General features: G+C 62.1%; 29 protein-coding genes and 1 pseudogene. 18 read left to right on the plus strand and 12 right to left on the minus strand.

The annotated features are described in order from the left end of the window. The first annotated feature begins 309 nt into the window (after positions 1–309). The 5 genes from N2597_RS04045 to N2597_RS04065 all read left to right on the plus strand — a co-directional run bounded on the left by N2597_RS04045 (position 310) and on the right by N2597_RS04065 (position 2,532). Positions 310–756: an RrF2 family transcriptional regulator gene (locus N2597_RS04045; protein WP_010034604.1), complete on the plus strand. Its 447-nt coding sequence runs from the start codon at positions 310–312 to the stop codon at positions 754–756. A gap of 110 nt (positions 757–866) precedes the next feature. Continuing rightward, complete coding sequence (locus N2597_RS04050) at positions 867–1,253, plus strand: DUF6152 family protein (RefSeq protein ID WP_038687577.1); 387 nt, start codon at positions 867–869, stop codon at positions 1,251–1,253. A 6-nt stretch (positions 1,254–1,259) separates the two neighbouring features. Then, a complete protein-coding gene (locus tag N2597_RS04055) occupies positions 1,260–1,733 on the plus strand; it encodes a DUF6644 family protein (protein ID WP_038687578.1) in 474 nt (157 codons plus the stop codon). A gap of 99 nt (positions 1,734–1,832) precedes the next feature. Continuing rightward, a complete protein-coding gene (locus N2597_RS04060; RefSeq protein WP_039623128.1) occupies positions 1,833–2,120 on the plus strand; it encodes a type II toxin-antitoxin system HigB family toxin in 288 nt (95 codons plus the stop codon). 4 nt (positions 2,121–2,124) lie between these two features. Next, positions 2,125–2,532 (plus strand): helix-turn-helix domain-containing protein, encoded by a 408-nt coding sequence (locus N2597_RS04065; RefSeq protein ID WP_039618543.1) that lies wholly within the window; start codon positions 2,125–2,127, stop codon positions 2,530–2,532. 16 nt (positions 2,533–2,548) lie between these two features. Here N2597_RS04065 and N2597_RS04070 read toward each other — a convergent pair whose 3' ends face one another. The 4 genes from N2597_RS04070 to betI form a co-directional block, all read right to left on the minus strand. Next, entirely contained in the window at positions 2,549–2,986 is a 438-nt protein-coding gene (locus N2597_RS04070) for a VOC family protein (RefSeq protein ID WP_039618545.1), read from the minus strand. An 80-nt stretch (positions 2,987–3,066) separates the two neighbouring features. Next, positions 3,067–4,716: a choline dehydrogenase gene (gene betA, locus N2597_RS04075; RefSeq protein WP_183598950.1), complete on the minus strand. Its 1,650-nt coding sequence runs from the start codon at positions 4,714–4,716 to the stop codon at positions 3,067–3,069. A 209-nt stretch (positions 4,717–4,925) separates the two neighbouring features. Further along, entirely contained in the window at positions 4,926–6,389 is a 1,464-nt protein-coding gene (gene betB / locus N2597_RS04080) for a betaine-aldehyde dehydrogenase (protein WP_039618549.1), read from the minus strand. Position 6,390: 1 nt separating this feature from the next. Continuing rightward, positions 6,391–7,071, minus strand: coding sequence for a transcriptional regulator BetI (gene betI / locus N2597_RS04085; protein ID WP_341356225.1), 681 nt, complete (start codon positions 7,069–7,071; stop codon positions 6,391–6,393). 150 nt (positions 7,072–7,221) lie between these two features. On the opposite strand from betI, the gene N2597_RS04090 reads away from it, so the two are divergent. From N2597_RS04090 to N2597_RS04110, 5 genes are all read left to right on the plus strand, one after another. Next, positions 7,222–7,800: an HdeD family acid-resistance protein gene (locus N2597_RS04090; protein ID WP_106797259.1), complete on the plus strand. Its 579-nt coding sequence runs from the start codon at positions 7,222–7,224 to the stop codon at positions 7,798–7,800. Positions 7,801–7,999: 199 nt separating this feature from the next. After that, positions 8,000–8,242 (plus strand): ribbon-helix-helix domain-containing protein, encoded by a 243-nt coding sequence (locus N2597_RS04095; protein WP_077994732.1) that lies wholly within the window; start codon positions 8,000–8,002, stop codon positions 8,240–8,242. 159 nt (positions 8,243–8,401) lie between these two features. Further along, positions 8,402–10,219, plus strand: a complete 1,818-nt coding sequence (locus tag N2597_RS04100) for a GGDEF domain-containing protein (RefSeq protein WP_225881435.1) — start codon at positions 8,402–8,404, stop codon at positions 10,217–10,219. Between the two features lie 78 nt (positions 10,220–10,297). Further along, positions 10,298–11,293, plus strand: a complete 996-nt coding sequence (locus N2597_RS04105) for an NAD(P)H-quinone oxidoreductase (protein ID WP_183598956.1) — start codon at positions 10,298–10,300, stop codon at positions 11,291–11,293. A gap of 161 nt (positions 11,294–11,454) precedes the next feature. Then, a complete protein-coding gene (locus N2597_RS04110) occupies positions 11,455–12,234 on the plus strand; it encodes a class I SAM-dependent methyltransferase (protein ID WP_077994735.1) in 780 nt (259 codons plus the stop codon). 48 nt (positions 12,235–12,282) lie between these two features. On the opposite strand, the gene N2597_RS04115 is transcribed toward N2597_RS04110, so the two are convergent. Continuing rightward, entirely contained in the window at positions 12,283–13,710 is a 1,428-nt protein-coding gene (locus N2597_RS04115; protein WP_096764010.1) for an MFS transporter, read from the minus strand. A 102-nt stretch (positions 13,711–13,812) separates the two neighbouring features. Between N2597_RS04115 and N2597_RS04120 the strand changes: the two genes are divergently transcribed. Then, the gene (locus tag N2597_RS04120) at positions 13,813–14,436 is read left to right on the plus strand and encodes a helix-turn-helix transcriptional regulator (protein ID WP_183598958.1); all 624 of its coding nucleotides are present in this window, start codon (positions 13,813–13,815) and stop codon (positions 14,434–14,436) included. Positions 14,437–14,464: 28 nt separating this feature from the next. Here N2597_RS04120 and N2597_RS04125 read toward each other — a convergent pair. Then, a pseudogene (locus N2597_RS04125) lies at positions 14,465–15,674 on the minus strand (MFS transporter). Between the two features lie 707 nt (positions 15,675–16,381). Here N2597_RS04125 and N2597_RS04130 point away from each other — a divergent pair. Continuing rightward, a complete protein-coding gene (locus tag N2597_RS04130) occupies positions 16,382–16,720 on the plus strand; it encodes a hypothetical protein (RefSeq protein WP_010055075.1) in 339 nt (112 codons plus the stop codon). A 188-nt stretch (positions 16,721–16,908) separates the two neighbouring features. Further along, positions 16,909–17,916, plus strand: coding sequence for an asparaginase (locus N2597_RS04135; RefSeq protein ID WP_096764013.1), 1,008 nt, complete (start codon positions 16,909–16,911; stop codon positions 17,914–17,916). Here the strand turns inward: N2597_RS04135 and N2597_RS04140 are convergent, their stop codons facing one another. Continuing rightward, positions 17,917–18,672 carry a DeoR/GlpR family DNA-binding transcription regulator gene (locus N2597_RS04140; RefSeq protein ID WP_096770858.1) on the minus strand — a complete coding sequence of 252 codons (756 nt, stop codon included), beginning with the start codon at positions 18,670–18,672 and terminating at the stop codon, positions 17,917–17,919. It abuts the gene before it with no gap. Positions 18,673–18,800: 128 nt separating this feature from the next. On the opposite strand from N2597_RS04140, the gene N2597_RS04145 reads away from it, so the two are divergent. Both N2597_RS04145 and N2597_RS04150 read left to right on the plus strand, forming a co-directional pair. Beyond that, positions 18,801–19,157: a DUF4406 domain-containing protein gene (locus tag N2597_RS04145; protein WP_096764040.1), complete on the plus strand. Its 357-nt coding sequence runs from the start codon at positions 18,801–18,803 to the stop codon at positions 19,155–19,157. Positions 19,158–19,447: 290 nt separating this feature from the next. Continuing rightward, entirely contained in the window at positions 19,448–20,068 is a 621-nt protein-coding gene (locus N2597_RS04150; protein ID WP_009996648.1) for a glutathione S-transferase family protein, read from the plus strand. Positions 20,069–20,279: 211 nt separating this feature from the next. On the opposite strand, the gene N2597_RS04155 is transcribed toward N2597_RS04150, so the two are convergent. The 4 genes from N2597_RS04155 to N2597_RS04170 form a co-directional block, all read right to left on the minus strand. Continuing rightward, positions 20,280–20,834, minus strand: a complete 555-nt coding sequence (locus N2597_RS04155; RefSeq protein WP_106797256.1) for a DUF2087 domain-containing protein — start codon at positions 20,832–20,834, stop codon at positions 20,280–20,282. 226 nt (positions 20,835–21,060) lie between these two features. Then, the gene (locus N2597_RS04160) at positions 21,061–21,900 is read right to left on the minus strand and encodes an SDR family NAD(P)-dependent oxidoreductase (protein ID WP_009994138.1); all 840 of its coding nucleotides are present in this window, start codon (positions 21,898–21,900) and stop codon (positions 21,061–21,063) included. Between the two features lie 203 nt (positions 21,901–22,103). Then, a complete protein-coding gene (locus N2597_RS04165) occupies positions 22,104–22,469 on the minus strand; it encodes an MmcQ/YjbR family DNA-binding protein (RefSeq protein WP_096764017.1) in 366 nt (121 codons plus the stop codon). Between the two features lie 39 nt (positions 22,470–22,508). Further along, positions 22,509–22,706, minus strand: coding sequence for a hypothetical protein (locus N2597_RS04170; RefSeq protein ID WP_096764018.1), 198 nt, complete (start codon positions 22,704–22,706; stop codon positions 22,509–22,511). 112 nt (positions 22,707–22,818) lie between these two features. On the opposite strand from N2597_RS04170, the gene N2597_RS04175 reads away from it, so the two are divergent. Further along, positions 22,819–23,715: a LysR substrate-binding domain-containing protein gene (locus tag N2597_RS04175; RefSeq protein WP_096764019.1), complete on the plus strand. Its 897-nt coding sequence runs from the start codon at positions 22,819–22,821 to the stop codon at positions 23,713–23,715. A 19-nt stretch (positions 23,716–23,734) separates the two neighbouring features. On the opposite strand, the gene N2597_RS04180 is transcribed toward N2597_RS04175, so the two are convergent. Further along, entirely contained in the window at positions 23,735–24,286 is a 552-nt protein-coding gene (locus tag N2597_RS04180) for an NUDIX hydrolase (protein ID WP_077994747.1), read from the minus strand. A gap of 96 nt (positions 24,287–24,382) precedes the next feature. On the opposite strand from N2597_RS04180, the gene N2597_RS04185 reads away from it, so the two are divergent. Together N2597_RS04185 and N2597_RS04190 are read left to right on the plus strand one after the other, a co-directional pair. Continuing rightward, positions 24,383–25,027, plus strand: coding sequence for a DUF47 domain-containing protein (locus N2597_RS04185; RefSeq protein ID WP_077994748.1), 645 nt, complete (start codon positions 24,383–24,385; stop codon positions 25,025–25,027). Further along, on the plus strand, positions 25,027–26,031 hold the full coding sequence (locus N2597_RS04190; protein ID WP_096764022.1) for an inorganic phosphate transporter: 1,005 nt from the start codon (positions 25,027–25,029) through the stop codon (positions 26,029–26,031). The genes N2597_RS04185 and N2597_RS04190 overlap by 1 nt, the downstream gene beginning before the upstream one ends. Positions 26,032–26,065 lie beyond the last annotated feature (34 nt).

Raw genomic sequence — 26,065 nt, forward strand, 5'->3', positions numbered from 1 at the left:
GCAATGCAAAAAAACAGCCGCCCGAGGATAAAAATCCCCGCGAACAGCTGGTATGTCTACAAAAATAGTAGAGTTACACGCAGCCTGTCAATTCGAAATCTGAAGTGATGGCGAAAAAGGTGCGGAAGCCACAGTTTCGGCGTAGATTGAGTAAGCTTGGCTAAGGGCGAAAAACAAGGCCAAAACGCTTGTTCCTCAAGGCTTTCTCCGGCGCGTTCAAATTCCGTTCATGCTGGCTGTGCCATAGAGGCTGATGTACCTGTGAAGCGGCGCGGAATTCGCGCCGCATGTGTGTGTCGACGGTCCGAGATGATTACGCAAAAGGCAAAATATGCGCTGCGGGCGCTGACGGTTCTGGCGGATGCCGATGCCGACGAACCGGTGATGATTTCCGACATTGCCGCGCAGCAGAAGATCCCGAAGAAGTTCCTCGAACAAATCCTGCTCGACCTGAAACATCACGGCATCGTCGTCAGCCGCCGCGGCAAGCAGGGCGGTTATCTGCTGCTGAAACCCGCCCACACCATCACCTTCGGCGAAATCCTGCGCATCATCGACGGCCCGATCGCTCCGTTGCCGTGCCTGTCGATCACCGCCTACCGCAAATGCGACGATTGCGACGGCGAACAGACCTGCGAAATCCGCCACGTCTTCGCCAAGGTCGCCGACGCCACCCGCAAGGTGCTGTTCTCCACGACCATTGCCGATGCCGTCGGGCCGCGGCATGGCGCCGAAGTCACCCGCCTGCTCGCCTGAGCGTCGCGCTCGACGAGTCTGCGGGACGCCTTCTTCAAGATTTGGTGAAATGCCTTTTCTCGCCGCTGCGGTGCTCCACCTGCCTGTCCATTCGGGTAGGGAGAAGATCCATGTTTGCAATTTCGACAAAGCATCTGCTGGCGGCCGTCGGTCTGTCTGCTGCCCTCGCAACGAGCGCTGCCGCGCATCACGGCTGGTCATGGGCCGAGGCGGACCAGATCGAGCTTCGCGGCACCATCGAGAAGATTTCCATGGGCGGGCCGCATCCGACGCTCGATGTCGCGACCGCCGATGACGGCGTCTGGCGGGTCGAACTCGGCAATCCGCGCCAGACGGAACGCTCCGGCTTCGTCGAGGGCGTCGCCAAGCCCGGCGATCAGGTGATCGCTCTCGGCAACCGTTCGCAGGATCGCAGCGAGAAGCGGATGAAGGCCGTGCGCATCACCATCGGCGACAAGCGCTACGATATTTATCCCGATCGCATCCGGACGAACTGACCTGTCGTGATCGCCGTTCTCGAATGGCTGTCGGCCACGATGCCCGCGGTTGCGCTCCGGCGCTCCGCAACCCTCTACATGTTCGTCAATGCCGGCCATATCCTTTCGATCGGCCTTCTCGTCGGCGCCATCCTACCGCTCGATCTGAGGCTCGCCGGCTGCTTCCGCAAAGTGCCGGCGGAGATCATCGCGCCGTTTCTGTCGCGCGCGGCGGGCGTCGGCCTTGCCGCAGCCGTCGTCACCGGCTTCTGCCTCTTCAGCGTGCGGGCGGTCGAATATGCCGCCAATCCCGCCTTCCTCACCAAGCTCGTCCTGATCGGGCTCGGCCTGCTCAATCTCCTTGCCGTCCATCTCGGGCAAGGATGGAAGACGCTGATCGCCACCGGCCTGATCCGGCACGGCCTGCGCTTCTCCGCGGCGCTGTCGGCGGCAACCTGGATCGCCGCCCTATTGGCGGGGCGATGGATCGGATTTCTCTGACGATATCCTCGATATAAAACGCCGCTATAGCAACTTGCTATCGCGGGATGATTGCGCTAAATTTGGCATAGCAAAATGCGATGGACGCTATTCCGGTTTATGCACGTCATCACACAGAAAAAGATCTGGGAGGCGAAAGACCGATGGCCTCAAGCGGCCAATGCTCTGGATACTTGGTATCGACTGATGAAGGTGGCGGAGCCGACAGATTTCGCCGACATGAAATCATTGTTTCCGGCAACAGATAAAGTCGGACAGCATCACGTATTCGACATTGGTGGCAATAAGATCCGCCTAATCGCGGTGGTGCAGTACAAATTCAAGAAGATCTATATTCAGCGGATTATGGATCACGCGGAATATGACAAAGGAGCATGGAAGGGTTAGGCCAATGAGCGCACTTGTAAAACTTGTAAGCGAGCACTGGACGCATGTGGCTCCTCTTCTTGCCATGCCGATCAACGAGGCTGAGTATGATCGTCTGGTGGAGCAGCTTGATGAGATTCTCGCTGAAGTGGGCGACGATGATGATCATCCTTTGGCCTTGCTTGCGTCTCGCATGGCGGACCTTGTTGAGGCCTATGACGAGCAGAACCGGCCGATGCCTCCCGTGACCGGAGCCGATGCACTTCGTTATATTATGGAGGAGCGGGGCCTCAGCCAGTCCGAGGTGCCGGAAGTCGGCGCTCAGTCCGTCGTCTCTGAGATCCTCAGTGGGAAACGGCAAATCAATCTCAGGCAGGCGCGCGCGCTGAGCGAGCGATTTCTCATGCCTGCATCAGTATTTCTCTCACTCTGACAGACCCTCATTGCGCTCAGCCGAGTTCCTGGGCGAGTCCGATGAGAAGCCCCTCAGGACCACGGATATAGCAGAGCCGATACGCGTCCTTATACTGGATGACCTCGCCGACGAGCTGCGCGCCGCGCCTGCGGAGCCTTTCGAGGGTGTCGTCGATATCGTCGACGGTGAACATGGCGCGGAGGTAGCCCAGCGCGTTGACCGGGGCGCTGCGGTGATCTGCGATGATATCAGGCCTGAGGAAGCGGGAGAGCTCGAGCCGGCTGTGTCCATCCGGTGTGCGCATCATGGCGATCTCGACATGCTGATCGCCCAGTCCGGTCACGCGTCCGGCCCATTCGCCTTCGATCGTGGCCTGTCCTTCGAATTCGAGACCGAGTTCGCGAAAGAAATCAATCGCCCCTCCAAGGTCTTCGACGACGATCCCGACGTTGTCCATCCGCTTGAGCGCCATGTTTCCAGTCTCCCGAGTGTCATTGCAACCTACAGGGTGTCGTCTGGTCTGACAACGGACGCTTGATCAGGCCTCCGCCGTCACCGATCACTGACCGCCGCCCTTGGATTGACCCAGGGCTCCTGGTTCGAGCGCGCCAGCGGCTGCTTGCCGAGGATGTGGTCGGCGGCCTTCTCGCCGGTCATGATCGAGGGGCCGTTCAGGTTGCCGTAGGTGACGTGCGGGAAGATCGAGCTGTCGGCGACGCGCAAGGCCTCGACGCCGATCACCCGGGTTTGCGGATCGACCACCGCCATCGGATCGTCCTTGGCGCCCATCTTGCAGGTGCCGCAGGGGTGATAGGCGCTTTCCAGATGTTCGCGCAGGAAGGCGTCGATCTCCTCGTCGCTCTGCACGCCTTCGCCCGGCTGGATCTCCGGGCCGCGATAAGCGTCGAAGGCCGTCTGCCCGAAGATCTCGCGGGTCAGCCGCACGCAATGGCGGAATTTCTCCCAGTCTTCCGGATGGCTCATATAGTTGAAGCGCAGCACCGGCTCGGCCTTCGGATCGGGCGAACGCAGCGTCACGCTGCCGCGCGATTTCGACAGGTTGTAGCCGACATGCACCTGGAAACCATGGCTTTTGGCGGCTGCTTTGCCGTCATAGCTGATGGCCACCGGCAGGAAATGATACTGGATGTCGGGCTGCTTCAGCCCGGGTGCGGAACGCAGGAAGGCGCAGGCCTCGAACTGGTTGGAAGCGCCGAGCCCGCCCTTCGACAGCAGCCATTGGGCGCCGGCCACCCCCTGCCAGAACCACGGCAGCCAGGAGTAAAGCGACACCGGCTTGGTGCTAACCTGCTGGAAGTAGAATTCCATATGGTCCTGCAGGTTGGCGCCGACGCCTGGCCGGTCGGCCTTCACTTCGATGCCCATGTCCGTGAGATGCTGGCCGGGGCCGATACCCGACAGCATCAAGAGCTTCGGCGAATTGAAGGAGGAGGCCGAAACGATCACCTCGCGATTGGCCTTCACCACCTCTACCTTGCCGCCGCGCTCGATCTCGACACCGGTTGCCCGGCCGTCCTCGATGACGATTTTCCGCGCCACACCGTAGACGATCCCGACATTTTTCCGCTTCAGCGCCGGTTTCAGATAGGCATTGGCGGCAGACCAGCGGCGGCCGGCAAAGATGGTCTGCTCCATCAGCCCGAAGCCTTCCTGCTTGCTGCCGTTATAATCCTCGGTCGTCTCGAAGCCCGCCTGCTTGCCGGCCTCGATGAAGGCGCGAAACAGCGGATTGGTGAAGCCGCCGCGCTGGACATGCAGCGGCCCGTCGGTGCCGCGCCAGCCCTCCTCGCCGCCATGCGAATGCTCCATCCGCTTGAAATAGGGGAGCACGTCGGCATAGGCCCAGCCGCTGGCGCCGAGCTCCTCCCAGCGGTTGAAGTCTTCCGCATGGCCGCGCACATAGACCATGCCGTTGATCGAGGAGGAGCCGCCGATCACCTTGCCGCGCGGCGCGGTGATGCGCCGGTTGTTAAGGTTCGGCTCCGGCTCGGAGAGATAACCCCAATTGTAGCGCTTCATGCTCATCGGCCAGGCAAGCGCCGCCGGCATCTGGATGAACGGCCCGAAATCGCTGCCGCCCGCCTCGATGACGAGGACGCTGTTCTTGCCGTCCTCGGAGAGGCGATAGGCGAGGGCGGATCCCGCCGAGCCCGAGCCGATGATGACGAAATCTGCTTGCATGGTTCTGTCTTTCTCGATTTGCCCTTCGGCCGGCTGCTTGTTTGCCGCGCCTACCCCTCATCCGGCTGCCGCCACCTTCTCCCCGTTCTGACGGGGAGAAGGGATCTTGCCGCAACCTGTCCGTCCCCCGCAGGCTTTTCGTCTGGCACGTCCCCTCTCCCCGCGTGCGGGGAGAGGGTTAGGGTGAGGGGCAGGCCGGAGCTTGTTACTCAATAAGGCGCCACCACCGGCCCCATGCCGACGTAGACCGTCTTCAGCTCGGAATAATGCTCCAGCGCGGCCAGCGAATTCTCGCGGCCGAAGCCGGATTGTTTCGAGCCGCCGAACGGGATTTCCACCGGGCAGAGATTATAGGTGTTGATCCAGAGCGTGCCCGCCTCCAGCCGATCGACGACGCGGTGGGCGCGGGTGAGGTCGGCGGTGAAGACGCCGCCCGACAGGCCGAATTCGCTGGCATTGGCGCGGCTGATCACCTCGTCCTCCTCGTCGAAATCGAGCACCGACATCACAGGCCCGAAGATCTCTTCGCGGGCGATGGTCATCTCGTCGGTGACGTCGGCAAAGACGGTCGGCTGCACGTAATAGCCTTCGCCGGAGACATTGTTGGGAATGCCGCCGCCGGCAATCAGGGTGGCGCCCTCGGCCTTGCCCTTCTCGATATAGGCGATCACCTTCTCGCGCTGGGCCCAGGAAACCATCGGGCCGATCTGCGTCGCCTCGTCCATCGGGTCGCCGATCAGCATCGCCTCGGTGCGCGCCTTGAGCCGCTTCAGGAACTCGGCCTTGATCCCCTTCTGCACGAAGACGCGCGTGCCGTTCGAGCAGACCTGGCCGGTCGAATAGAAATTGCCGAGCATGGCGCCGCCGACCGCCGAATCGAGATCCGCGTCGTCGAAGACGATGAGCGGCGACTTGCCGCCGAGCTCCATCGTCACATGCTTGAGATTGCCGGCCGCAGCCGCCGCCACACGGCGCCCCGTTGGCACCGATCCGGTCAGCGACACCTTGGCGACATCGGGGTGGTTAACGAGCATCGGCCCGGTGTCCCGATCGCCCTGGATGACATTGAAGAGCCCCTTCGGCAGCCCCGCCTCATGCAGAATTTCCGCGATCTTCAAGGCGCCGAGCGGCGTATTCTCCGAGGGCTTGAACACCATGGCATTGCCTGAGATGAGCGCCGGGGCAGCTTTCCAGCAGGCGATCTGCTGCGGATAGTTCCAGGCGCCGATGCCGACGCAGACGCCGAGCGGCACCCGCTTGGTATAGGCGAAATCCTGGCCGAGCGGGATATGCGAACCGTTGAGCCCGGCCGGTGCGACGCCGCCGAAGAATTCGAAGGCGTCGGCGCCCGAGGTCGGATCGGCGACGATCGTTTCCTGGATCGGCTTGCCGGTATCGAGCGTTTCCAGTTCGGAGAGCTCGCGATTGCGCTCGCGCATGATGTCGGCAGCGCGCTTGAGGATGCGGCCGCGCGCCAACGGGCTCATCGCTGCCCATTCCGTCTGAGCGCGCTTGGCCGCGGCAATCGCCTTCTCGACGATTGCGGGCGTGGCCGCATGCAGGCGGGCGATCACCTCGCCGGTCGCAGGATAAAGGCTCTCGATGACGGCGCCGTCGCTATCCTCGACATATTCGCCGTCGATGAAGTGCGAGGCTTTCGGCTGGGCTTTCATGTCATTTATCCCTGGGTGGTTCGATGTGGTCGTCCCTTCTCCCCCGTGGGAGAAGGTGGCCCGCAGGGCCGGATGAGGGGGCGGCAGTCTCGGCCTTCACCCGCTGGGGAGAAGGGGAGGCGCCGGCCAGAAGCGCATTCAGATAATCCTCCGTCAGCGCGATCGAAGCTTCGATGCCGATCGGCGCCGATTTCAGACTCTGCCTGATATAGAGCCCGTCGATCATCGCCGCAGCGCCCTCGGCGACGCGTTCTGCGGCATCGGCCGGCAGGAGCGTCTTGAGATCGGCAAGCAGGTTGGAGCGAAGCCGTCGGGCATAGATCACCAGGAAGCGCCGTGTCTCCTCCGAGCGCTGCGCTTCGGCGTAAAAGGCAAGCCACGCGGCAATCGTCTCCGGCGCGAACTGGTCGGCGTGAAAGCTGACGCGGATGACCGCCGAAAGCCGGGCGCGCGCTGTCTCGGCGGCGCGCAGCGCCGCCACCGTATCGCGGCGCAATTGCCGCAGCAGCGAGCGGATCGTCTCGATCAGCAATTGCTCCTTGCTGCCGAAATAATGATGCGCAAGGGCTGGCGACACGCCGGCCTGGCGGGCGATATCGGACATGGTGACGGCAAGCGAGCCGTGGTCGCCGATCACCCGCAGCGCCGCATCGACAAGCGCCTTGCGGCGCAGAGGCTCCATTCCGACCTTCGGCAAACGGCATCTCCCATGAACACGGCGCCAGATTATTTTTGATTGACTGATCAATCAACAAAAATCTTTGTCGGTTTGGCGAGCGCCGATCTTTCCCTGAAAACCTGCTGCAACATATCGGGATTCAGGAGGTGCATCATGGCCGATGTCTTTGAGGGAACCCCGACATCCCAGCTGCGGTCGAAATGGGTCTGGTTCGTTGGCCTCGGCGTTCTGCTGTTGGTCTGTGGTCTGATCGCGCTCGGCAATCTGATGCTCGCCACCGTCGTCTCGGTCTATTATGTCGGCATGCTGATGCTGCTCGGCGGCATCATCTATCTCGTCCACGCCTTCCAGGTGCGCGGCTGGGACCACGTGCTGTTCTGGGCGCTGAGCGGCCTGCTTTACGTGCTGGCCGGTATCGCGGCCTTCGTCAATCCGATCCTGACCTCGGCGGCGCTGACGCTGTTTCTGTCGCTCGCCCTTCTCATCGCCGGCGTCTTCCGCACCTGGGTCGGCAGGCGCATGAAGCCGGCCAAAGGCTGGGCATGGATCGTCGTCAGCGGCGTCATAACCGCCCTTGCCGGTTTCGTCATAGTGCTCGGCTGGCCGGTCAACAGCCTCTGGATCCTCGGGCTTTTCCTTGCCGCCGATCTCATCGTCCAGGGCTCGACGATGATCGCCTTCGGCCTCGGCATCCGGATTGAAACGGTGGAGAAGGGTGACCCGGCTTTTTGACAAGCAGATGCCTGGGGATTAGACTTGAAGGATTACCGGCCGATCCTAACTACTGGGATCATCCGATGTGCGAATGCACCACCGCATAATTCCTTAGATCGGTATCGGTTTAAGGATCGGCGAGATCGCCGAGAATGGCAAAAATGGTCGTGCATCCCGATAGGCAGGGTTCTGCCTGATCGATATAGGGAGGAAGTTCATGCCGATGGTAACCGTTTCCCTCTCTCCGCAACAGGCCGCGGGCATCCGCGCCGCTGTCGATAATGGCGGTTATGCCTCAAGCAGCGAGGTCGTCCGCGAGGCGCTGCGCCTCTGGGATGCCGCCCGCAAGCTCGGCGAAATCAAGGCCGAACTCCTCGATGACGAGAGCGGTGCCTCCGGCGGCAGATGTGTCGCCGACATGTTCGCAGATCATGAGGCGCAGCGCCGTCGCTCCGCCTGAACAAGCGTCTGATTGCGTTGGAAAATCCGATTAAACGCGGAACGCGTGGCGATGCCCTGCGTCTTTCACAAAACTTTCATATTGGCGAAAGGGTTCATTGATCCTTCTGCGGCATGGTCCTGGCTCAAGAAGAACAAGTCACAGTGGAGATCGGCCGAGATGAAAACCGGCACATCCCTGACTGCCGCCGTCGAACCTGGCGTCCTGCGCCGTTATGCCAGCGATCAGATCGTCACCCTTGCCAAGCTCGTCGTCGAGAACGCTTTTCAGCCGATTGTCGAGGCCGGCACAGGCACGGTGTTCGGCTACGAATCCCTGATGCGCGGCCAGGATCGCATCGGCTACGATACGCCGGCCGATATTCTTGATGAAGCCCATCGGGCCGGCCAGCTGCTGGCGCTCGAACAGATGCTGGCGAGCCGCGCACTCGCCAAATTTGCGACGCTGCCGAATTTCTCCACCGCGACGCTGTTCCTCAATCTCGATGTCCGGCTGATCCCCGATGGCGAGCGGCTGGTCGAAAGCCTGCTGCAGCATCTGAGGAGCGCGAATATCCCGCCGTCTTCGGTCTGTTTCGAATTCTCCGAGCGTTTCGACAACACAAGCGTGCCGGAATTTTCAGCTCTGGTGTCGAAGCTGCGCAAGGCCGGCTTCAAGCTGGCGATCGACGATTTCGGTGTCGGTCACGGCGAGATGAAACTGCTCTGCGATCATCCCGTCGATTATCTGAAGATCGACCGTCATTTCGTCGCCGATATCGATCGCAGCCCGCGCAAACGTCACCTGCTGAAAAGCATCGTCAATATCGCCCATGTGCTCGGCACTCGCGTCATCGCCGAGGGCATCGAGACCGAAGCCGAATTCATTGCGTGCCGCGAATATGGCGTCGATCTCGTCCAGGGCTGGTTCATCTCGCGTCCGACGACGCATATGTCCGAACTGGCGCCGTCCTTCCCGCACCTGCAGGAGCTCGGAAAAAGCAAGCGCGCCAGCCAGTCGCTCGATGAGATCCTCATCCGCAGGCAGATCGAGTTGCTGCCGACGGTTTACGAGAACGACAGCATCGACAGCGTCTTCGAGCTTTTCCGCCGCAATCCGCGCCAGGCTTTCTTCCCCGTGCTCAACGCCAATGACGAGCCGCGCGGCATCATCCACGAGCATCACCTCAAGGAATATATCTATCAGCCCTTCGGCCGCGATCTCCTGAAGAACAAGATGTATGAGCGCAGCATTTCGCATTTCGTCGAGATGGCGCCGATCGTCGGCCTCGACAGCGATGCCGAGCATCTGATGGCGATCTTCGCCAATATGGAAGGCAGCAACTGCCTGATCCTGACCGACAATATGCGTTATGCCGGCGTCGTCTCCGCCGCCTCGCTGATCAAGGTCATCAACGAGAAGCAGCTGAAGACCGCCCAGGACCAGAACCCGCTGACCGGCCTGCCGGGCAATCGCGCCGTTCGCGATTTCATGCGCCAGTCCGGCCGCGACGGCGATGAGGTTCGCCATTTCTGCTATTGCGATTTCGACAATTTCAAGCCGTTCAACGATGCCTATGGCTTCCATCTCGGCGACCACGCGATCTCGCTGTTTGCCGCGCTGATGCGCCGCTATTTCTTCGCCGAGCGGCATTTTCTCGGCCATGTCGGCGGCGACGATTTCTTCATCGGCGTCGTCGGCTGGACCAAGGAGGAGTTGACGGAGATCCTCGACCGGCTGATCAGCGATTTCCACGACGACGTGCTCGACTTCTATTCCGACGAGCACCGCGCCGCCGGCCGCATCCTCGGTCACGACCGCAGCGGTGCCGAAGCCCTGTTCCCGCTGATGCGCTGCTCGATCGGCGTGATCGAACTGGCGGAAGGCCTCGTCATCGACGATATCAACCGTGTCAGCGCCGAGATCGCCGTCATCAAGTCGGCCGCCAAGGAGAGCGAGGAGGGCCTCGCCTTCCACGTTCTGGGCGAGGCGAATTGACGCCCTTGCCGTTTCCGACCTTCCCAAGCCGGCGGTGCTGATTTAATTCCCCTGTTTTGGATCAGGGAGGATCGCACCATGCCATTGCCTCGAGAAATGCGTTTCGTCGATCTCAACTCCTTCGGCGGGCCGGAGGTGATGGTGATCGGCAGCCGCCCGCTGCCGATGCCGCAAGAGGGGCAGGTGCTGGTGCGCGCCGAGGCGATCGGCGTCAACCGCCCCGATATTGCCCAGCGCCAGGGCAGCTATCCCCCGCCGAAGGACGCGAGCCCGATCCTCGGCCTGGAGCTTGCAGGCGAAATCGTCGCCGTCGGCACCGGTGTCAGCGATCACGCCGTCGGCGACAAGGTCTGCGGCCTTGCCAATGGCGGCGCCTATGCCGAATATTGCCTGTTGCCGGCAGGCCAGATCCTGCCCTTTCCCAAGGGTTATGATGCCGTGAAAGCGGCCGCCCTTCCCGAAACCTTCTTCACCGTCTGGGCCAATCTTTTCCAGATGGCCGGGCTTACCGAAGGCGAGACGGTGCTGATCCATGGCGGGACCAGCGGCATCGGCACGACGGCAATCCAGCTCGCCCGCGCCTTCGGCGCCGAGGTCTATGCGACGGCCGGCTCGAGCGAGAAATGCGAGGCCTGCGAAAAGCTCGGCGTCAAACGGGCGATCAACTACCGCAGCGAGGATTTCGCCGAGGTGATCAAGGCCGAGACCGGCCAGGGCGTCGACATCATCCTCGACATGATCGGCGCCGCCTATTTCGAGCGCAACCTCGCCTCGCTCGCCAAAGACGGCTGCCTGTCGATCATCGCCTTCCTCGGCGGCGCCGTTGCCGAAAGGGTCAATCTGTCGCCGATCATGGTCAAGCGGCTGACGGTGACCGGCTCCACCATGCGTCCGCGCACGGCCGAGGAAAAACGCGCCATCCGCGACGACCTCCTCTCGCAAGTCTGGCCGCTCTTGGAAACGGGCGCCATCGCCCCGGTCATCCACACGGTCTTTGCCTTCGAAGCAGTCGTCGAGGCACACCGCCTGATCGAGGAAGGCAGCCATATCGGCAAGGTGGTGCTCACCGTCTGAGGTCAGCTTCGGACCAGCATTCGTACGCAAGGTGAAGCTGATCCTGGGCGTTTCGTGAGTCTCCGGGGTCGTTGAACAGTTGTCTGATCGAAACCTGGCCCCGAAACTGCGCATCTTGATGTGGCGTTGCTTGCGCGTTGTACGGTCCCTATGAGGATACAATGGCTCTATTCCACGCGTGCCCCATCTGCCGCAGCAGAATTCCGCATTTCGTACCGCTTCCACGCTACTACGTCGACAAAGCGGTCGAGCACGGCTTTCCCTATGGCCTGCATGAATTCGAGACGATCAACCATCAGGCCTATAGCTGCCCCAATTGTCATTCGACCGATCGCGACAGGCTCTTCGCGCTGTTCCTGACGCCGGTATTCCAGCGCCTCAACCAGGCGCAGGCTGTCCGCTTCCTGGACATTGCGCCCGGCCGCGCCTTGACCTTCTGGCTCAAGAGCCACCCGCATATCTTCTACCGCAGCTGCGATATGTATTTGCCCGAGGCAGACGACAAGGCGGATATCCACAACCTGCCCTACGCCGATGAGAGCTTCGACTTCGTGCTTTGTTCCCACGTGCTCGAACACGTCGACGATCCAGTGCGTGCCACCGCCGAAATCCGGCGTGTTCTCAAGCAGGACAGCGTCGCCATCCTGATGGCGCCGATCTGCCTGTCGATCGAGGACACCTATGAAAATCCCGAGGTGACGACGCCGGAAGGCCGCTGGGCGCATTTCGGCCAGGACGACCACGTGCGTCTCTTCTCAAGGTCCGGCTTTGTCGATGTGATCCAGCGCGCCGGTTTGGCTGTCCAGCAAATCCCGGTCACCGAATTCCTCACGCCCGAGGTCTGCGAGACCTATGGCATCAGTCGCGACTCCATCCTCTATCTCGGCGTGAAGCAGCAGGCCGTCCAGCAGGCGCCGGAACCGGAGCGCAACGTCGCCTGAAAGCTTTAACCTTCGTTACAGAGGCGCCTCGAACCCTGAGGCGCCTTTTCAATTCCGGTTGTCCCTCAGCGTCATTGCTGCGGCGATCGCGACGATGCCGGGCACTGCCATGGCGACATAGAGCCAGTGCGCCGCCGACAGCGCGCCGGATATGCCGCCCGGTTCGACGAGGCCGGCTCCATTGGCGATGACGCCGGAAAAGGCTGCGCCGAAAGCGCCGCCGAGCGAGCTCATCGTCGGGATCGCCGAAGATGCCTTGTCCTGTTCGTTTCTGGCGACGAGCTTCAGCACCATGGCGACGAGATGCGCCCAGCCGAGGCCGATGCCGAAGCCCATCATGAACATGGCGACCGCCGCCGGCACGATCAGCGGCAAAAGAGCCTGCGGATTGTCTTTGGCGAGGAAGATGGCCAGCGAAGCGGTTGCCGCCGCCTCGATCAGCGCGCCGGCAATGATCGCCGCGTGCGCCCGCCGGCCGGTCAATGAGCTGCTGAGGAAGGCGGCTAAGGTCCAGCCGAGGGCGACCAGCGCTACCAGATAGCCCGAGATCAGCGGCGTCACCCCATGCAGGACCTGCAGGAAATAGGGAATGAAGACGTCGCTGACGAGCACGACGGTCATGGCGAGCATCGCCAGATAGACGCGGGAAATCGGCTTGGAGAGGCTGACGGCGCCGGAAGGCAGCAGCCGGTTGCGGCTTCGGGCCTCGATGAGAAGCATGGCTGCCACCGCAACGACCGAACTGGCGATCAACGCCGTTTTCATGGCTGTCGCCTCGATCGCACCGGCGGCGCTGATCATCAGGACGGCGGCAAGAAGCAGCCCGATCTGGGCAACGGGCGTCTTCACGTAATCGCGGTCGTCCTCGACCTCCGGCAAGAGCCGCGGTGCCAGCGCCGCCATCACGACGCCGAGCGGCACCAGCACGATGAAGGCGTAGCGCCAGCTGCTGCCGGAGGAAAAGAAGCCGCCGAGCGTCGGGCCGATGACGGTCGAGATGCCCCAGATCGCCGCATAAAGCGTCGTGGCCTTCGGCCACAGCGGTTCGGGATAGACGAAGCGTATGAAGGCGTAGCCGAGGGCCGCAAGCGCCCCGGTGCCGAGACCCTGCAGCGCCCGGCCGATCAGCACCACCGGCATTGACGGGGCGATTGCGGCGACCAGGCTGCCCGCGCCGAAGACGAGGGCGGCGATCACATAGACGCCGCGCAGCGTAATCCCTCGCGGCCGCATGGCGACGAAGATCGAGCCGAGCACGGCGGCGGCGACGAACAGGCTTGTCACCCAGGAAAACAGGGCAAGACCGCCGATGTCGCGCACGATCGAAGGCGCGATGGTCGCTGTGATGTAGCTCTCGACCGCATAAAGCGTCACGCCGCCGGCCAGCATCAACGTTGCGGCCAGGTGCTCGGGAAGGAAGAGGCGGAGGACGGAGCTGGTATTCGGAATAGCAATGGTCTGGTCGATTTCGGACATGGGGCGATCCTCGACGTTTTTGCTGGCGGGAAATAATTTTCCAAGTTATAAATTGGAAAATTACATGCCGTCCTGATTAAAACAAGACTTGACTTGGAAAATATGCGCCAATCCCCAGCCAACCGGATCCTGATCCTGATAAAGACCGAGGGTCCGCAGCTTGCCTCCGCAATCGGCGATGCGCTCGGCATCTCCGGCGAGGCTGCCCGCCAGCAACTGGCCAGGATGGCGGAGGAGGGGTTGGTGGAGCCGGTGACCGTCGCCGCCGCCGGCCGGGGACGCCCGCGTCAGCTCTGGCATCTGACCGCGGCCGGCAACCGCCGCTTTCCCGACGGCCATGCCGAATTGACGGCAAACCTGCTCGCCACCCTCACCGAACAGCTTGGAGCCGCAGCGCTCGACACCGTCATCTCCGCCCGCGAGGCCGAGACGCTGGAGCGCTATCGCCAAGAGCTGGAGACGGCCGGCGACCTTGCCGCCCGCGTCGAGTGCCTTGCCGCCATCCGCACCCGCGAGGGCTATATGGCCGACAGCTGGCGGGAGGCCGATGGCTCCTTCATGCTGGTTGAAAACCACTGCCCGATCTGCGCGGCGGCCACCGCCTGCGCCGGCTTCTGCCGCTCCGAACTCGAAACCTTCCGCGCCGCCCTCGGCGCCGAGGTCGAGCGCAGCGAACACATCCTCGCCGGTGCCCGCCGCTGCGCCTATCGCATCACGCCGCGGTGAGGCGGCGCGCTGACATGCGGCCCACACCTTAAGCCGGCTGCCGCACCTGCCGCCTGCTGCTTTCGAGATAAAGCAAGGCGCCGATCGATGCCAAGCCCGCGGCAGCGCCGACGAAGGCGGTGCCGGAATAATCGGTGACCGATGTGCCGAAGACGAAAATTGCGGCGCTGATGCCGGTGCCGATGAAGGTATTGAGCGAGAGTAATGAGGTTCCGAGCCGGCCGGTCGGCGATCACATCCTGCAGATAGGTGATCGGCACGCTGAGGATCGCCGCCGCTCCGCAGGCGTTGAGAAGGAGCAGCGCATAGATGTGCCAGCGCGCCGAGGCGAAGCCGAGCAGCATCAGATAGGCGCAATAGATCAGCGCTCCGAAGGCAAGCACATGCACGGTGCGGAAGCGCCGTTGGGCAAAACCCCACGTCATCATGAACGGCATTTCGAGAAGGGCCGTCAGACCGGCCATGAAGCCGACATCGACCACTGTTCCGCCGGCCGCATTGGTGATGATCAGCGGCGAGAGCATGCCGTTCAGCCGCTGCAGCCCGAAGAGCAGCGACATGACGATGACGCGCACCAGCACATAGGGCATGAAGATCCGTTTCAGCGAAGCCAGGAATCCGACGGGATCGGGGGCGGAGCCGGCCGTGCCGTTGCCCGGCGCGAAGAAGAAATACAGGCAGAAGCAGACGAGGCTTGCGAAGGCCGCGATCCCATAGGCCGGCGTCATCGACGGCGAATTGACGAGATAGAGGCCGATCAGCCCCGGCGCCAGCGCCCAGGAGCCGGAAAACAGCGCCCGCACCGTTGCCGTGACCGCGGCTGCCTCGCCGCGCTCGATCTGGTTGGTCCTGGCCCGCAGGCTGGCGAAAAGCAGGGAATAGGTGGAGTTGCTCATCGGCACCAGCAACAGCGTCGAGACGATGAAGATCGCCGGGCTGTGGATGATCGCGATCGATCCGAAGCCGAGCATGCCGGCGACCGAAAGCCCCAGCACCAGCGGCCGCCGCTCCTTCAGCCGGTCCGACCAGATGCCGAGCGTCAGGCTCGTCGTGACGTTGACGATCGCCGAGAAGAACACCAGCGCCGAATAGGTGCCGTTGCTCAAGCCCAGTTCATTGATGCCGATGATCGACTGGTATGGCACGGTCGAGGCATAGGTGAAGGCGAGCGCGACGAGCGTCACGGTGGGAATGCGGATCCTGTTGTCGCGCAGAATCAAGGAAAGAGTGGATGACATTCGGGGCGGTTCCTGATGCACCATCTTTAGCCGCGTCCGATGCATCAGAGAAACGATAGTTTGCGATCGTTTCAGTCAATTCCTGTGATGATTGCTGCGTCAGATCTGCGCCATTAAACTGGAGAGCCAGAAATCGATTTGCCCCAAGGGAAGAACGCTTCCGAGGAAACCGGTCAGAACTGAAGCAATCGACATCAAGACCAACCCCAGAAGCGCTCCGAGGATGATTCCAACGCTTGTCCTCTTGGGCCGGCGCGCCAACCAGCACGCCAGACCGAGAGAGACGAGCGTGAAAAATATCCACAATATTGAAGCTGAAATGGATAGACCTGATTGCAAAACACTTCCTTCGAATGTGATTTTGGTTGCAAGATAGCGTCGCTACGCGTCCAACCTCAAGGCTTGCATTTACACGCGGCGCGGACATCAATCCGGCTGGAGCCAGGCGCAAGATCTGGGATGACGGCGGTCGAGGCCGAGTTGGCAGCATGCGCATCCTCCGCCCGGCATTGCGGTTCTGCTCCACAAGCCACCCCACCCTCCGTCATGCTCGGCCTTGAGCCGAGCATCCCCACCGCATCCATCAAGGCCTGGGATGACCGAGTGTATGTGGGCCCTTCGGCGTAATGCGCACCGTGCTCTGGCCGATTGACTCTACCAATTTTCTGCCTTTAGTGCTCGCCGGGGTTGATCATTTGGATGGGACGATGAAATTTCGCATTCTTGGCGTTGTCGCGCTTTCTTTCGCCGTTGCAGGTTGCACGCACACAGCCCCCGATGGTCGGCCGCTCGTTCAGCACTTCTTCCGGAATCTCGTGATGAACGGATGTGGTTTCCAGATGACATGGGAATCGGCGAAAAAAGCCACAGATACGTTTAAGCCAGTCATCCCGACCGACAGAGAACGCCTGACCGACAGAGGTCTCATGAGGGCTGCAATCGCGGTTTGCGGCAAAGCGCCGTCCGGACGTAAGAGCAAAGCCATCGAAGTCGAGGTTCCCGACAGTGGCGGTGTCCTCAGGAAAATCGTTGTTGAAAGAGAATAGGCGCGGACTGCTCTCCATCCACCGTCGTCCTTCGGCTTGACCCCGGATCCATGCCGCTGCTGTTGGTGGATGCGGTATGGATGCTCGGCTCAAGGCCGAGCATGACGGAGGGGTTGGCTAAACCCGTTGGCTTTCGCGCCCTGACGCGTTATGCCTGCCGCATCCCGCCAGCACCAGGATGAGAGCCCATGACCAATCCAGTCGTCGTCGAAGTCACCCGTGGCCTGCTCGTCGAAAGCCGCCATCGCGGCGCCGTGGCGGTTGTCGATGGCGATGGCAGCCTGGTCTTTTCACTCGGCGATATCGAAGCCGCCGTCTTCCCGCGTTCGGCCTGCAAGGCGATGCAGGCGTTGCCGCTCGTCGAAAGCGGTGCGGCCGACGCCTATGGTTTCGGCGACAAGGAACTGGCGCTCGCCTGCGCCTCCCATAATGGCGAGGACGAGCATGTGGCGCTTGCCGCTTCCATGCTGGCGCGCGCCGGCCGCAATGCCGACGCGCTGGAATGCGGCGCCCATTGGTCGATGAACCAGAAGGTCCTGATCCACCAGGCCCGCACGCTTGAGGCGCCGACCGCGCTGCACAACAATTGCTCCGGCAAACATGCCGGTTTCATCTGTACCTGCTGCCACCGGGGTATCGATCCGAAAGCCTATGTCGGCTATCAGCACCCGCTGCAGGTCGAGATCCGCGCAGCGATGGAAAGCCTGACCGGCGCCGTGCTTGGCGCCGAAAGCTGCGGCACCGACGGTTGCTCTATCCCGACCTATGCCGTGCCTTTGCGCAGCCTTGCTCACGGCTTTGCCAAAATGGCGACCGGCATCGGCCTGCAGCCTTTGCGCGCCAAGGCATCCCGCCGCCTGATCGCGGCCTGCATGGCCGAGCCCTTCTATGTCGCCGGCTCCGGCCGCGCCTGCACGAAACTGATGCAGATCGCTCCCGGCCGCATCTTCGTCAAAACCGGCGCCGAGGGCGTCTTCTGCGCCGCGATCCCGGAGAAGGGCATCGCCATCGCGCTGAAATGCGAGGACGGCGCCACCCGTGCTGCCGAAGCCATGGTGGCGGCGACACTCGCCCGCTTCTTCGAGACGGAAGAGACGGTGCATGCCGCCCTCACGGCCTTCGCGGCAACCTCGATGCGCAACTGGAACGGCATCCATGTCGGCGATATCAGCGTTACCGCGGCTTTGGCTGAGTGACTATGCCACGGTGATCGTGCCGTTGAGATCGCGATAGGGCTGCAGCCGTTCGGCCGTCATCTCCATGGGCACGATCAGCCCGGCCACCTCGGAAATGCCGAGCACCGGGCAGGGCGAGACGAGGTCGAATTTCTCCTCGGTCAGCAGCACATGCGTTTCGGCCGCGCAGCGGGCGATGTGCCGCTTGATCGCCGCTTCCTCGAAATCGCCGGTTGAAAGCCCGTGCACGGGATGGGCCGCGGTGACGCCGAGGAAGAACAGATCGGGGCGCAGCTGCGAGATCGCCGCCATCGCCGCTGCCCCCGTCGCCACCATCGAATGTTTGTAGAGCCGGCCGCCGGCAAGGATCACCTCCGCCGTCGGATGGTGCTCCAGCTCGGCGGCGATCGTCGGGCTGTGGGTCGCAACCGTCAGCGCCATGTCGCGCGGCAGATGCCGGGCGATCTCCGCCGTCGTCGTGCCGCCGTCGAGAAAGATCATCTGCCCCGGCTTGACCATCGCCGCCGCCGCCGCCCCGAGCCGCGCCTTGATCTCGGACGAGACACTGCGGCGCGCGGTGAAATCCGGCAGGTCAGGCGAAAGCGGCATCGCCCCACCATGCACGCGTTTCAGCAGCCCCTCCGCCGCCATTTCCCTCAAGTCGCGCCGGATCGTGTCCTCCGAAAGCGAAAAATCCTCGGCGACGCGCTTGGCGATCACCTGGCCGTCACGGCGCAATATGTCGAGGATCAGGGCTTTACGTTGCGTGGTCAGCATCGTCTCTCCGCACGAAATTGAACGAGATAGCGTGATCTTGCACGAAATGACTCGACATTCAAGAATTATCGTGCATTTTCGGGAAGTCCCGTGCATGAGGCCGGGAGTGCTCAGCGATGGAGTGGAAGATGCTGATTTTGATTGCCGGACCCTACCGGTCTGGAACCGGCGACGACCCGGAAAAGATGGCCGCCAACCTGAGGCGGCTGGAGGAACCCTCGCACAAGCTGTTTGCCGCAGGCCATGTGCCGATGATCGGTGAATGGGTGGCGCTGCCGGTCTGGCATGCCGCCGGCGGCAAATCGGTCGGCGACGCGCTCTACGAGGAAATCTTCCACCCGGTCGCCGGCCGGCTGCTGCAGCTCTGCGAAGGCGTGCTGCGCCTGCCGGGCGATTCCAAGGGCGCCGACAACGACGTGCGCATCGCGAGGGAACGCGGCATCCCGGTCTGGCACAGGCTGGAGGATGTGCCGGGCTGCGGCTGAGGGGCGAGAGTTCGTGACTGTGGACTGCCCCTCACCCTAACCCTTGCCGGGGTCGAGCCACTGGTCTCGACCCGTCCTTCGGACCCCCGCGGAAACGGGGAGAGGGGACGTGCCCTGCGAGGGGTTTGTGGGGGGTGAGAGGGTGCGGCATGTTCCCTTCTCCCCGTCAGAACGGGGAGAAGGTGCCGGCAGGCGGATGAGGGGCGGCTCGACGCAAAGCAAAACGCCATCCCCGGTTCCGGCGCACTCATCCCTGCGCTATACCACTTCCCGAAAGGGAGACGAGAACCATGCTGACATTGTATTACGCCTCGGGAACCTGCGCGCTTGCAAGCCTGATCGCCCTGGAAGAATCCGGCCTTGCCTTCGAAACGAAGAAGCTCAGCTTCGCCAATGGCGAGCAGCGTTCGCCGGATTATCTGAAGATCAACCCCAAAGGACGCGTGCCGGCGCTGGTGACCGAGCGCGGCGTGCTGACCGAAACGCCGGCGATCCTCGGCTTCATCGCTGAAAGCGCGCCGGCCGCCAAACTGGCGCCGCTCGGCGATGTCTTCGAGATGGCGCGGCTGCAGTCCTTCAACAGCTATCTCTGCTCGACCGTGCATGTGAACCATGCCCATCGCCGACGCGGGCCCCGCTGGGCCGACGATCCCTCAGCAATCGAGGCGATGAAGGCAAAGGTACCCGGGAATATGGCCGATTGCTTCACCCTGATCGAAGAGACGATGTTCAACGGCCCCTGGGTGATGGGCGAGACTTATTCGCTCGCCGATCCCTATCTCTTCGTCATGACCGAATGGCTGCCGGGTGACGGCGTCGACCCCGCCCGCTTCGCAAAAATCACCGACCACCACGCCCGCATGCTGCAGCGCCCTGCCGTTCAGCGCGCGCTCGTCTACGATCGCGGCTGACGGATGCCTAGCACTATATGCGCTTCGGCAATCGCCCTTCGCTTGGCCAGTGGCAGGCTGGCAGCGGCGCAGAATGAGGCGCCCGATGCATGTCACGCAAAACTGCAGCTGGTGACGGGCAAAAAACTAGACTTAAAGCGCGGCGAATCTAAAGATCGAGACGCGCTTTAGACGACGGTGAGCTCCCGAAAAGGCGCCTCAGCAATGGCGATCAATCTGCCTGGCGTGAGGAATGCTGACGCAGGATCGTCGCCGCCTGTATCGGCATCGGCCGCTCGACCCGCCTGTAGATGCTGCCGTCGCGCGTCCGGCTCATCAGGCCGAGTTCGCAGAGCTCCCGGCGCAGCAAAGCGTGATCTCCAAACAGGTGCCTGTCGCGGAGAAGAGCGTTGACCTCCCTTTCTGACATTTCCCTTGCGGAGGGAATGCGCGACCAAAGAAGCCAAAGCGCCGTGACCTGGTCCATGCGCCGCGAGGGCCAGCGCATGAGCCGAAGCTCCTCGTCAAAACTGCGTTGAACGCGCTCGATATGCTTGCGATCGATCGCCGCATCGGCAACACGTGCCGGTGTGGGTGGTTCTTTCTCGCTCCCGGAGCCGGTTTTTGCACGCAGGCTCTGGAAGTTGCCGTGACCGGCGGCCCTCGCCATCATGTTCAAGAACTGGAGGTGAGAGGGAAGCCCCTCATGTGCGGCGAGCTGCAGGCGCAGCGACTTGGCAAATGCCGACGTGTCGCCCACCGTGAGCGGAATGGGTTTTCTGGACATGACCTATCCTTTGGTCGTGCCGTTCCGGGATGGATTATCGGTGATCGCCCTTCCGACATGGCACGGGATCGGTGTCCATATCTTCGTCATTGTCAGGTTTAGCGTGTTCCGGAGAACGGCGATGCCTGGGTGAACTGCTGACCCGATGCAGCGATATCATTGCGATCCCGATATTTCAACGGCTTTCAGCTTCGGCAGCTCCGCCTGATGGCCAGCCGAAGCAAACTCAGTCCCGGGCAAAGTCTCCGGCGGAGAGGGGAACCGGCCGGTAGCCGTCGACGTCGGCGATGCCATATTCCCGCGCCAACGCGGCCGCAACCGAGACCGTCCCGGATTTCAACATCAGCGCCGGGTCTCGCCACAATCCTGCTATGACATGGCCGATGAACTGAGGCGATTCCGAATTGCTCATGTCGAAATATTCGGCATTCTCAAGAACGGCTTCGGTACGGACCAGCCCCGGATAGAGAGCGATCGCCGCGACATTGTGAGAACGCAGCTCATGCGCGAAATCCGCGGCCATTTTGTCGGCGGCAGCCTTGGCGATGCCGTAGATCGCATTGCCCTCGTAGAGCTGGGCTGCCCAGAAGGAGATGTTGACGATCATGCCACGTCGCGCCGAGATCATCAGCGGAGCCACCGTCCGCGACATCATGAAAGCGCCTCTCAGCGCAGTGCCGATCATCGCCTCCCATCGCCAGGCCGGCTGCTGCCAGAACGGCTGGGGCCAGGTGAAATCCCCGTCTTCGACCATGTTCTCGTAACCCGGCCAGGCATTGTTCACCAGAATATCGAGCCTGCCGCCCGCCCGTATAGCGTCAGCCACACGCTCGGTGTCGGCGTCTTTGCCATGATCGCATCGGTGGACGACGATGCGTCCCGGCAGTTTTGCCGCTTCGAGCTCGAGCCCCTCGAGTGAGCCCGCCGCTCCGGCTTGCTGTGCCTCTGCCTCGAAACGCGTCCTGGCGGTCACATGCACCGTGAAGCCTTCGGCAAGCAAAGCAAGGGCGATGCCGCGGCCAATGCCGCGACTTGCGCCGGTGACTAAGGCGACGTCGGCGTTCATGCTGGGCCTCCTGGATGGACTGTCGATCGATGCGGAGATGCGTATATTGACAGAGAGGATTACCCTGCGCGATCGCTTTTTTCGAGTCGCCGTTGCCTGAAGCAAGGCGCGATCTTTCAGATTCGCGCTGCCTGCATTTTTTGCTTAAAAAGATCAGCGCCCCCACGCCCGCGGTTGCGGCGCCCGCCATTCGGCGCGCTCGCCTATGACTGCGGCGGACGCCCGAAGCGATCGGCCAACTTCTTCGGCGCCCGGAACAGCCAGGCGCCGATCAGCCGCAGCCGCAATTCCTCGTCGCCGATCAGGGCGGCGCGCAGCGGCAGATACGGCCAACCGACATAATGATCGGTCTGGAAGTAGATCTCCGGTGCCATTTCCAGGAGGTGATCCTTGTCGTCGAGCGAAATCGAAATGACGATCGTCTCGGGGCTTTTCACCGCCACAAAACTTTTGCCGGCAACTTTCAGCGCCGGATTGCCATAGGAGGTGCTCTCCTCGACCTCGGGCAGGCCGGCTTCCGCCGCCAGCCGCTTCAAGCGCTCGAAGATAAGGTCAACTTCGTCCGCCATTGTCCCGCCCTTTTTCCTCGGGCGGAGCCTAGCATATTTTCACGCGCATTTCGCCAGCACGGTCTCCTCCGGGTGAAAGCGGATCTCCGCGCCGAGCGGCAAATCGGCGATTTCGCGCAGCGACATGCGTTGGATCTCTGGATGGCGCAGCGGATCCTCCTGCCAGGTCGGGGTATTGGCAGGCCGCGTTCCGCTGATAGCAGCAATAGGCTTCAAGAAAAACTTCAGCAAAGACACGGCAGGCCTCGCTTTCTCCAGCGCTGCTGGGTCATGATCGTATGCTGTAATCTCGGCTTACTTGGGCGGATTTTCAATTGAGTTTACCGCGGCGCTGCTATAGAAAAACTATATGAAGAACCTCAACGCGGTCCATCTCAACGGCCTCAGGGCGCTGGAGGCTGTCGGCCGTCTCGGCTCGCTGCAGGCGGCCGCCGAAGAGCTTGGCGTCTCGGTGGGCGCCGTCAGCCAGCAGGTGATCAAGGCCGAAGCGCAACTGGGGCAAGTGATCTTCGAGCGCACGGCCCGCGGCATGGTCGTCACCGAAGCCGGCCGGCCGGTGCTTTCAGCACTCGACGAGGGTTTCGCCCGACTTTCGGCGGCGGTGTCGATCGCCAGCCGCAAGGACGATACGATCCTGACCATCTCGGTCGCCCCGGTCTTTGCCGCCCGCTGGCTCGTCTGCCGGCTCGACCGCTTCGCCGAGCGCCATCCCGACATTAAGCTGCGGCTGGATGCGACGACCAATCTCGTCAAACCCGCTCTCGGCGATGTCGATATCGGCATCCGCGTCGGTACTGGCAGATGGCCTGACGTGAAGGCCGAGCTGCTGCTGCAACAGGAGGTCTTTCCGGTCTGCTCGCCCGAGATGGCGGCGACATTGAAAGAGCCCGCCGATATCCTGACATTGCCTGCCATCATCGATGGCCGCGCCATGTTCAGCTGGGAAGTCTGGATGCGGGAAGCGGGACTGTCGGGCGCGACGCTTGCGACGCGCCATGTCTTCAACGACGCCTCGCTCTGCCTCGATGCGGCGATCGCCGGCCAGGGCGTCATGCTTGCCTGGCAGACCCTCGCCCACTTTGCGCTTGCCGAAGGTCGGCTGGCGGCCCCGTTCGGCATCCGCGCAAAGACCGGCTTCGGCCATTATTTCATCACCGCCGAGGGTGCGCGTGAGCCCAAGAAGGTCAGGGATTTCAAGGCCTGGATCCGTCAGGAAATGGCCGGCACGCTGACGCTGTTCCGATAGCCTGTAATCGGCCTTTGCCTCATCCTTCCGGGTTTAATTTGTTACGGGCGGCCTTCTTGCGACCGCGAACCTTGAAGTCCACGAGCAGCGATTTGAGTTCGATCTCGCGAACACGTCTTGCCGCCTCATCGGGGCTGACCCATGCCAGAACCCGCTGGCCGTGCTCCTTGAAGCCGTCGCTGATCTCGGTGACCTCAACCTGGAACACGTCGACGATGCAGGGGACGACGTCGCCATCGTCCAATTCTTTTAGATAGGTATAGTGGCCGACCGGTTTCTTCCTCACCGCTCCGCTCACGCCGGCCTCCTCCCAGGCTTCGATTGCCGCCGCTTCGAAAGGCTTTTTGCCTTTCATCGGCCATCCCTTCGGAATAACCCAGCGCGCGCTTTCGCGCGATGTAATCACCAGAATCTCAATCCCGGCACCACCTTTGGCGTGGCGGAAGCAGAGCGCGCCGTACTGTTGGCGAAAGGCGCCGGAGAACAACTTGGCCGGGACGGCGGCAAGCTGCCGTAGCAATGGCTGAGACTTGTCCGGTCGGGGCTTGCTGCGTTTTTTTGCGGACTTCATGGCGATGAGTGTGCCGAATTTGCCTGTTGCTTCACCAGTCCGGGCGTGTTTATGACAGATTTATGACAATCAGCCGCACGAGGAAGGTCCGCTGGCATGATGAGCATTTTTCGCAGGCTGATGCCACGGGAAGATAAGTTCTTCGAAATGTTTTCCACCCACTCGAGAACCGTCGTTGCTGCGGCGCACGCCTTGGACGAACTTTTGAAAGGCAATGACGTCGAGAAAAACTGCAAACGCATCGTTGTCTTGGAAAGCGAAGCCGACGACGTCACCCGCGAGGTTCTCCTCGCCGTCCGTCGAAGCTTCATCACACCTTTTGACCGTGGCGACATCAAGGACCTGATCCAGTCGATGGATGATGCAATCGACATGATGCATAAGACGGTCAAGACTATCCGCCTGTTCGAGCAGTCGAGCTTCGATCCGCTCATGCAGCAGATGGGCGGCGAAATCGTCAAGGCTGCGAAGTTGATCGCCGAAGCGATACCGCTTCTCAACAGGGTGGGCGCCAATGCGCAGCGTCTTTCCGCCATTGCGGAAGAGGTTACGCGGGTGGAAGGCCGTTCCGACGAACTCTATGACCAAGGACTGAAGGAGCTGTTCTTGCATCATGGCGCCGCCGGCAATGCGATGGCCTACCTGATCGGCAGCGAAATCTACGCGGAGCTGGAGAAAGTCGTCGACCGCTTCGAGGATGTCGCCAATGAGATCAGCGGCATCCTCATCGAGAACGTCTGATGGATGCGTCTCTCGCTTTCCCGCTGCTCGCCGGCCTGGTTCTTGTCGCCCTTTTCTTCGACTTTCTCAACGGCCTCCACGATGCCGCCAATTCCATCGCCACCATCGTGTCGACCCGCGTGCTTAGACCACAATATGCAGTCGCCTGGGCGGCATTCTTCAACTTCATCGCCTTCCTGTTTTTCGGCTTGCATGTGGCCGAGACGCTGGGGACCGGCATCATCGACCCAGCGATCGTATCGCCGCAAGTGATCTTCTCCGCGCTGATGGGGGCGATCATCTGGAACATCCTCACCTGGATCTTCGGAATTCCGTCCAGCTCGTCGCATGCGCTTATCGGCGGACTGGTGGGCGCCGGTTTGGCCAAGGTGGGCTTCAGCGCGATTGTCTGGAGCGGGCTTCTCAAGACGGTCGGCGCGATTTTCCTTTCCCCGGCCATCGGCTTCTTCCTGGCGCTGCTGCTGGTGCTCACCGTCTCGTGGTCGTTCATTCGGCAGACGCCCTTTGCGGTCGACCGGACCTTTCGCGTGATGCAGTTCGTTTCAGCATCGCTCTATTCGCTCGGCCACGGCGGAAACGATGCGCAGAAGACGATGGGCATCATCGCAGTGCTCCTGTTCAGCCAGGGATATCTCGGCTCGACCTTCTACGTGCCGTTCTGGGTTGTCATTTCCTGCCAAGCGGCGATGGCGCTCGGAACGCTCTTTGGCGGTTGGCGGATCGTTCATACCATGGGGTCGAAGATCACGCGGCTCAATCCGATGCAGGGGTTCTGCGCCGAGACGGGCGGAGCATTGACGCTGTTCGGGGCGACTTGGCTCGGCATTCCCGTCTCGACCACGCACACCATCACCGGCGCAATCATCGGAGTGGGCGCTGCACGCCGTGTTTCAGCCGTGCGCTGGGGGTTGGCTGGCAACATCGTGATCGCCTGGATCGTCACGATGCCGGCGGCTGCAGCGGTGTCTGCAGCCTTCTACGGTCTGGCATCGCTGCTGCAATAGAAGGTGGTGATGTCAGCCCGTGCCGGCCTGAATT

The sequence above is a fragment of the Rhizobium sophoriradicis genome, assembly GCF_025200795.1.
GTDB lineage: Bacteria > Pseudomonadota > Alphaproteobacteria > Rhizobiales > Rhizobiaceae > Rhizobium > Rhizobium sophoriradicis.

Bases quoted from the DNA above. Each gene is read 5' to 3' on its own strand.
- N2597_RS04045 (WP_010034604.1), top strand. From the start codon at position 310: ATGATTACGCAAAAGGCAAAATATGCGCTGCGGGCGCTGACGGTTCTG.
- N2597_RS04050 (WP_038687577.1), top strand. From the start codon at position 867: ATGTTTGCAATTTCGACAAAGCATCTGCTGGCGGCCGTCGGTCTGTCT.
- N2597_RS04060 (WP_039623128.1), top strand. From the start codon at position 1,833: ATGCACGTCATCACACAGAAAAAGATCTGGGAGGCGAAAGACCGATGG.
- N2597_RS04065 (WP_039618543.1), top strand. From the start codon at position 2,125: ATGAGCGCACTTGTAAAACTTGTAAGCGAGCACTGGACGCATGTGGCT.
- N2597_RS04070 (WP_039618545.1), bottom strand. From the start codon at position 2,986: ATGGCGCTCAAGCGGATGGACAACGTCGGGATCGTCGTCGAAGACCTT.
- betA (WP_183598950.1), bottom strand. From the start codon at position 4,716: ATGCAAGCAGATTTCGTCATCATCGGCTCGGGCTCGGCGGGATCCGCC.
- betB (WP_039618549.1), bottom strand. From the start codon at position 6,389: ATGAAAGCCCAGCCGAAAGCCTCGCACTTCATCGACGGCGAATATGTC.
- betI (WP_341356225.1), bottom strand. From the start codon at position 7,071: ATGGAGCCTCTGCGCCGCAAGGCGCTTGTCGATGCGGCGCTGCGGGTG.
- N2597_RS04090 (WP_106797259.1), top strand. From the start codon at position 7,222: ATGGCCGATGTCTTTGAGGGAACCCCGACATCCCAGCTGCGGTCGAAA.
- N2597_RS04095 (WP_077994732.1), top strand. From the start codon at position 8,000: ATGCCGATGGTAACCGTTTCCCTCTCTCCGCAACAGGCCGCGGGCATC.
- N2597_RS04100 (WP_225881435.1), top strand. From the start codon at position 8,402: ATGAAAACCGGCACATCCCTGACTGCCGCCGTCGAACCTGGCGTCCTG.
- N2597_RS04105 (WP_183598956.1), top strand. From the start codon at position 10,298: ATGCCATTGCCTCGAGAAATGCGTTTCGTCGATCTCAACTCCTTCGGC.
- N2597_RS04110 (WP_077994735.1), top strand. From the start codon at position 11,455: ATGGCTCTATTCCACGCGTGCCCCATCTGCCGCAGCAGAATTCCGCAT.
- N2597_RS04115 (WP_096764010.1), bottom strand. From the start codon at position 13,710: ATGTCCGAAATCGACCAGACCATTGCTATTCCGAATACCAGCTCCGTC.
- N2597_RS04120 (WP_183598958.1), top strand. From the start codon at position 13,813: ATGCGCCAATCCCCAGCCAACCGGATCCTGATCCTGATAAAGACCGAG.
- N2597_RS04130 (WP_010055075.1), top strand. From the start codon at position 16,382: ATGAAATTTCGCATTCTTGGCGTTGTCGCGCTTTCTTTCGCCGTTGCA.
- N2597_RS04135 (WP_096764013.1), top strand. From the start codon at position 16,909: ATGACCAATCCAGTCGTCGTCGAAGTCACCCGTGGCCTGCTCGTCGAA.
- N2597_RS04140 (WP_096770858.1), bottom strand. From the start codon at position 18,672: ATGCTGACCACGCAACGTAAAGCCCTGATCCTCGACATATTGCGCCGT.
- N2597_RS04145 (WP_096764040.1), top strand. From the start codon at position 18,801: ATGCTGATTTTGATTGCCGGACCCTACCGGTCTGGAACCGGCGACGAC.
- N2597_RS04150 (WP_009996648.1), top strand. From the start codon at position 19,448: ATGCTGACATTGTATTACGCCTCGGGAACCTGCGCGCTTGCAAGCCTG.
- N2597_RS04155 (WP_106797256.1), bottom strand. From the start codon at position 20,834: ATGTCCAGAAAACCCATTCCGCTCACGGTGGGCGACACGTCGGCATTT.
- N2597_RS04160 (WP_009994138.1), bottom strand. From the start codon at position 21,900: ATGAACGCCGACGTCGCCTTAGTCACCGGCGCAAGTCGCGGCATTGGC.
- N2597_RS04165 (WP_096764017.1), bottom strand. From the start codon at position 22,469: ATGGCGGACGAAGTTGACCTTATCTTCGAGCGCTTGAAGCGGCTGGCG.
- N2597_RS04175 (WP_096764019.1), top strand. From the start codon at position 22,819: ATGAAGAACCTCAACGCGGTCCATCTCAACGGCCTCAGGGCGCTGGAG.
- N2597_RS04180 (WP_077994747.1), bottom strand. From the start codon at position 24,286: ATGAAGTCCGCAAAAAAACGCAGCAAGCCCCGACCGGACAAGTCTCAG.
- N2597_RS04185 (WP_077994748.1), top strand. From the start codon at position 24,383: ATGATGAGCATTTTTCGCAGGCTGATGCCACGGGAAGATAAGTTCTTC.
- N2597_RS04190 (WP_096764022.1), top strand. From the start codon at position 25,027: ATGGATGCGTCTCTCGCTTTCCCGCTGCTCGCCGGCCTGGTTCTTGTC.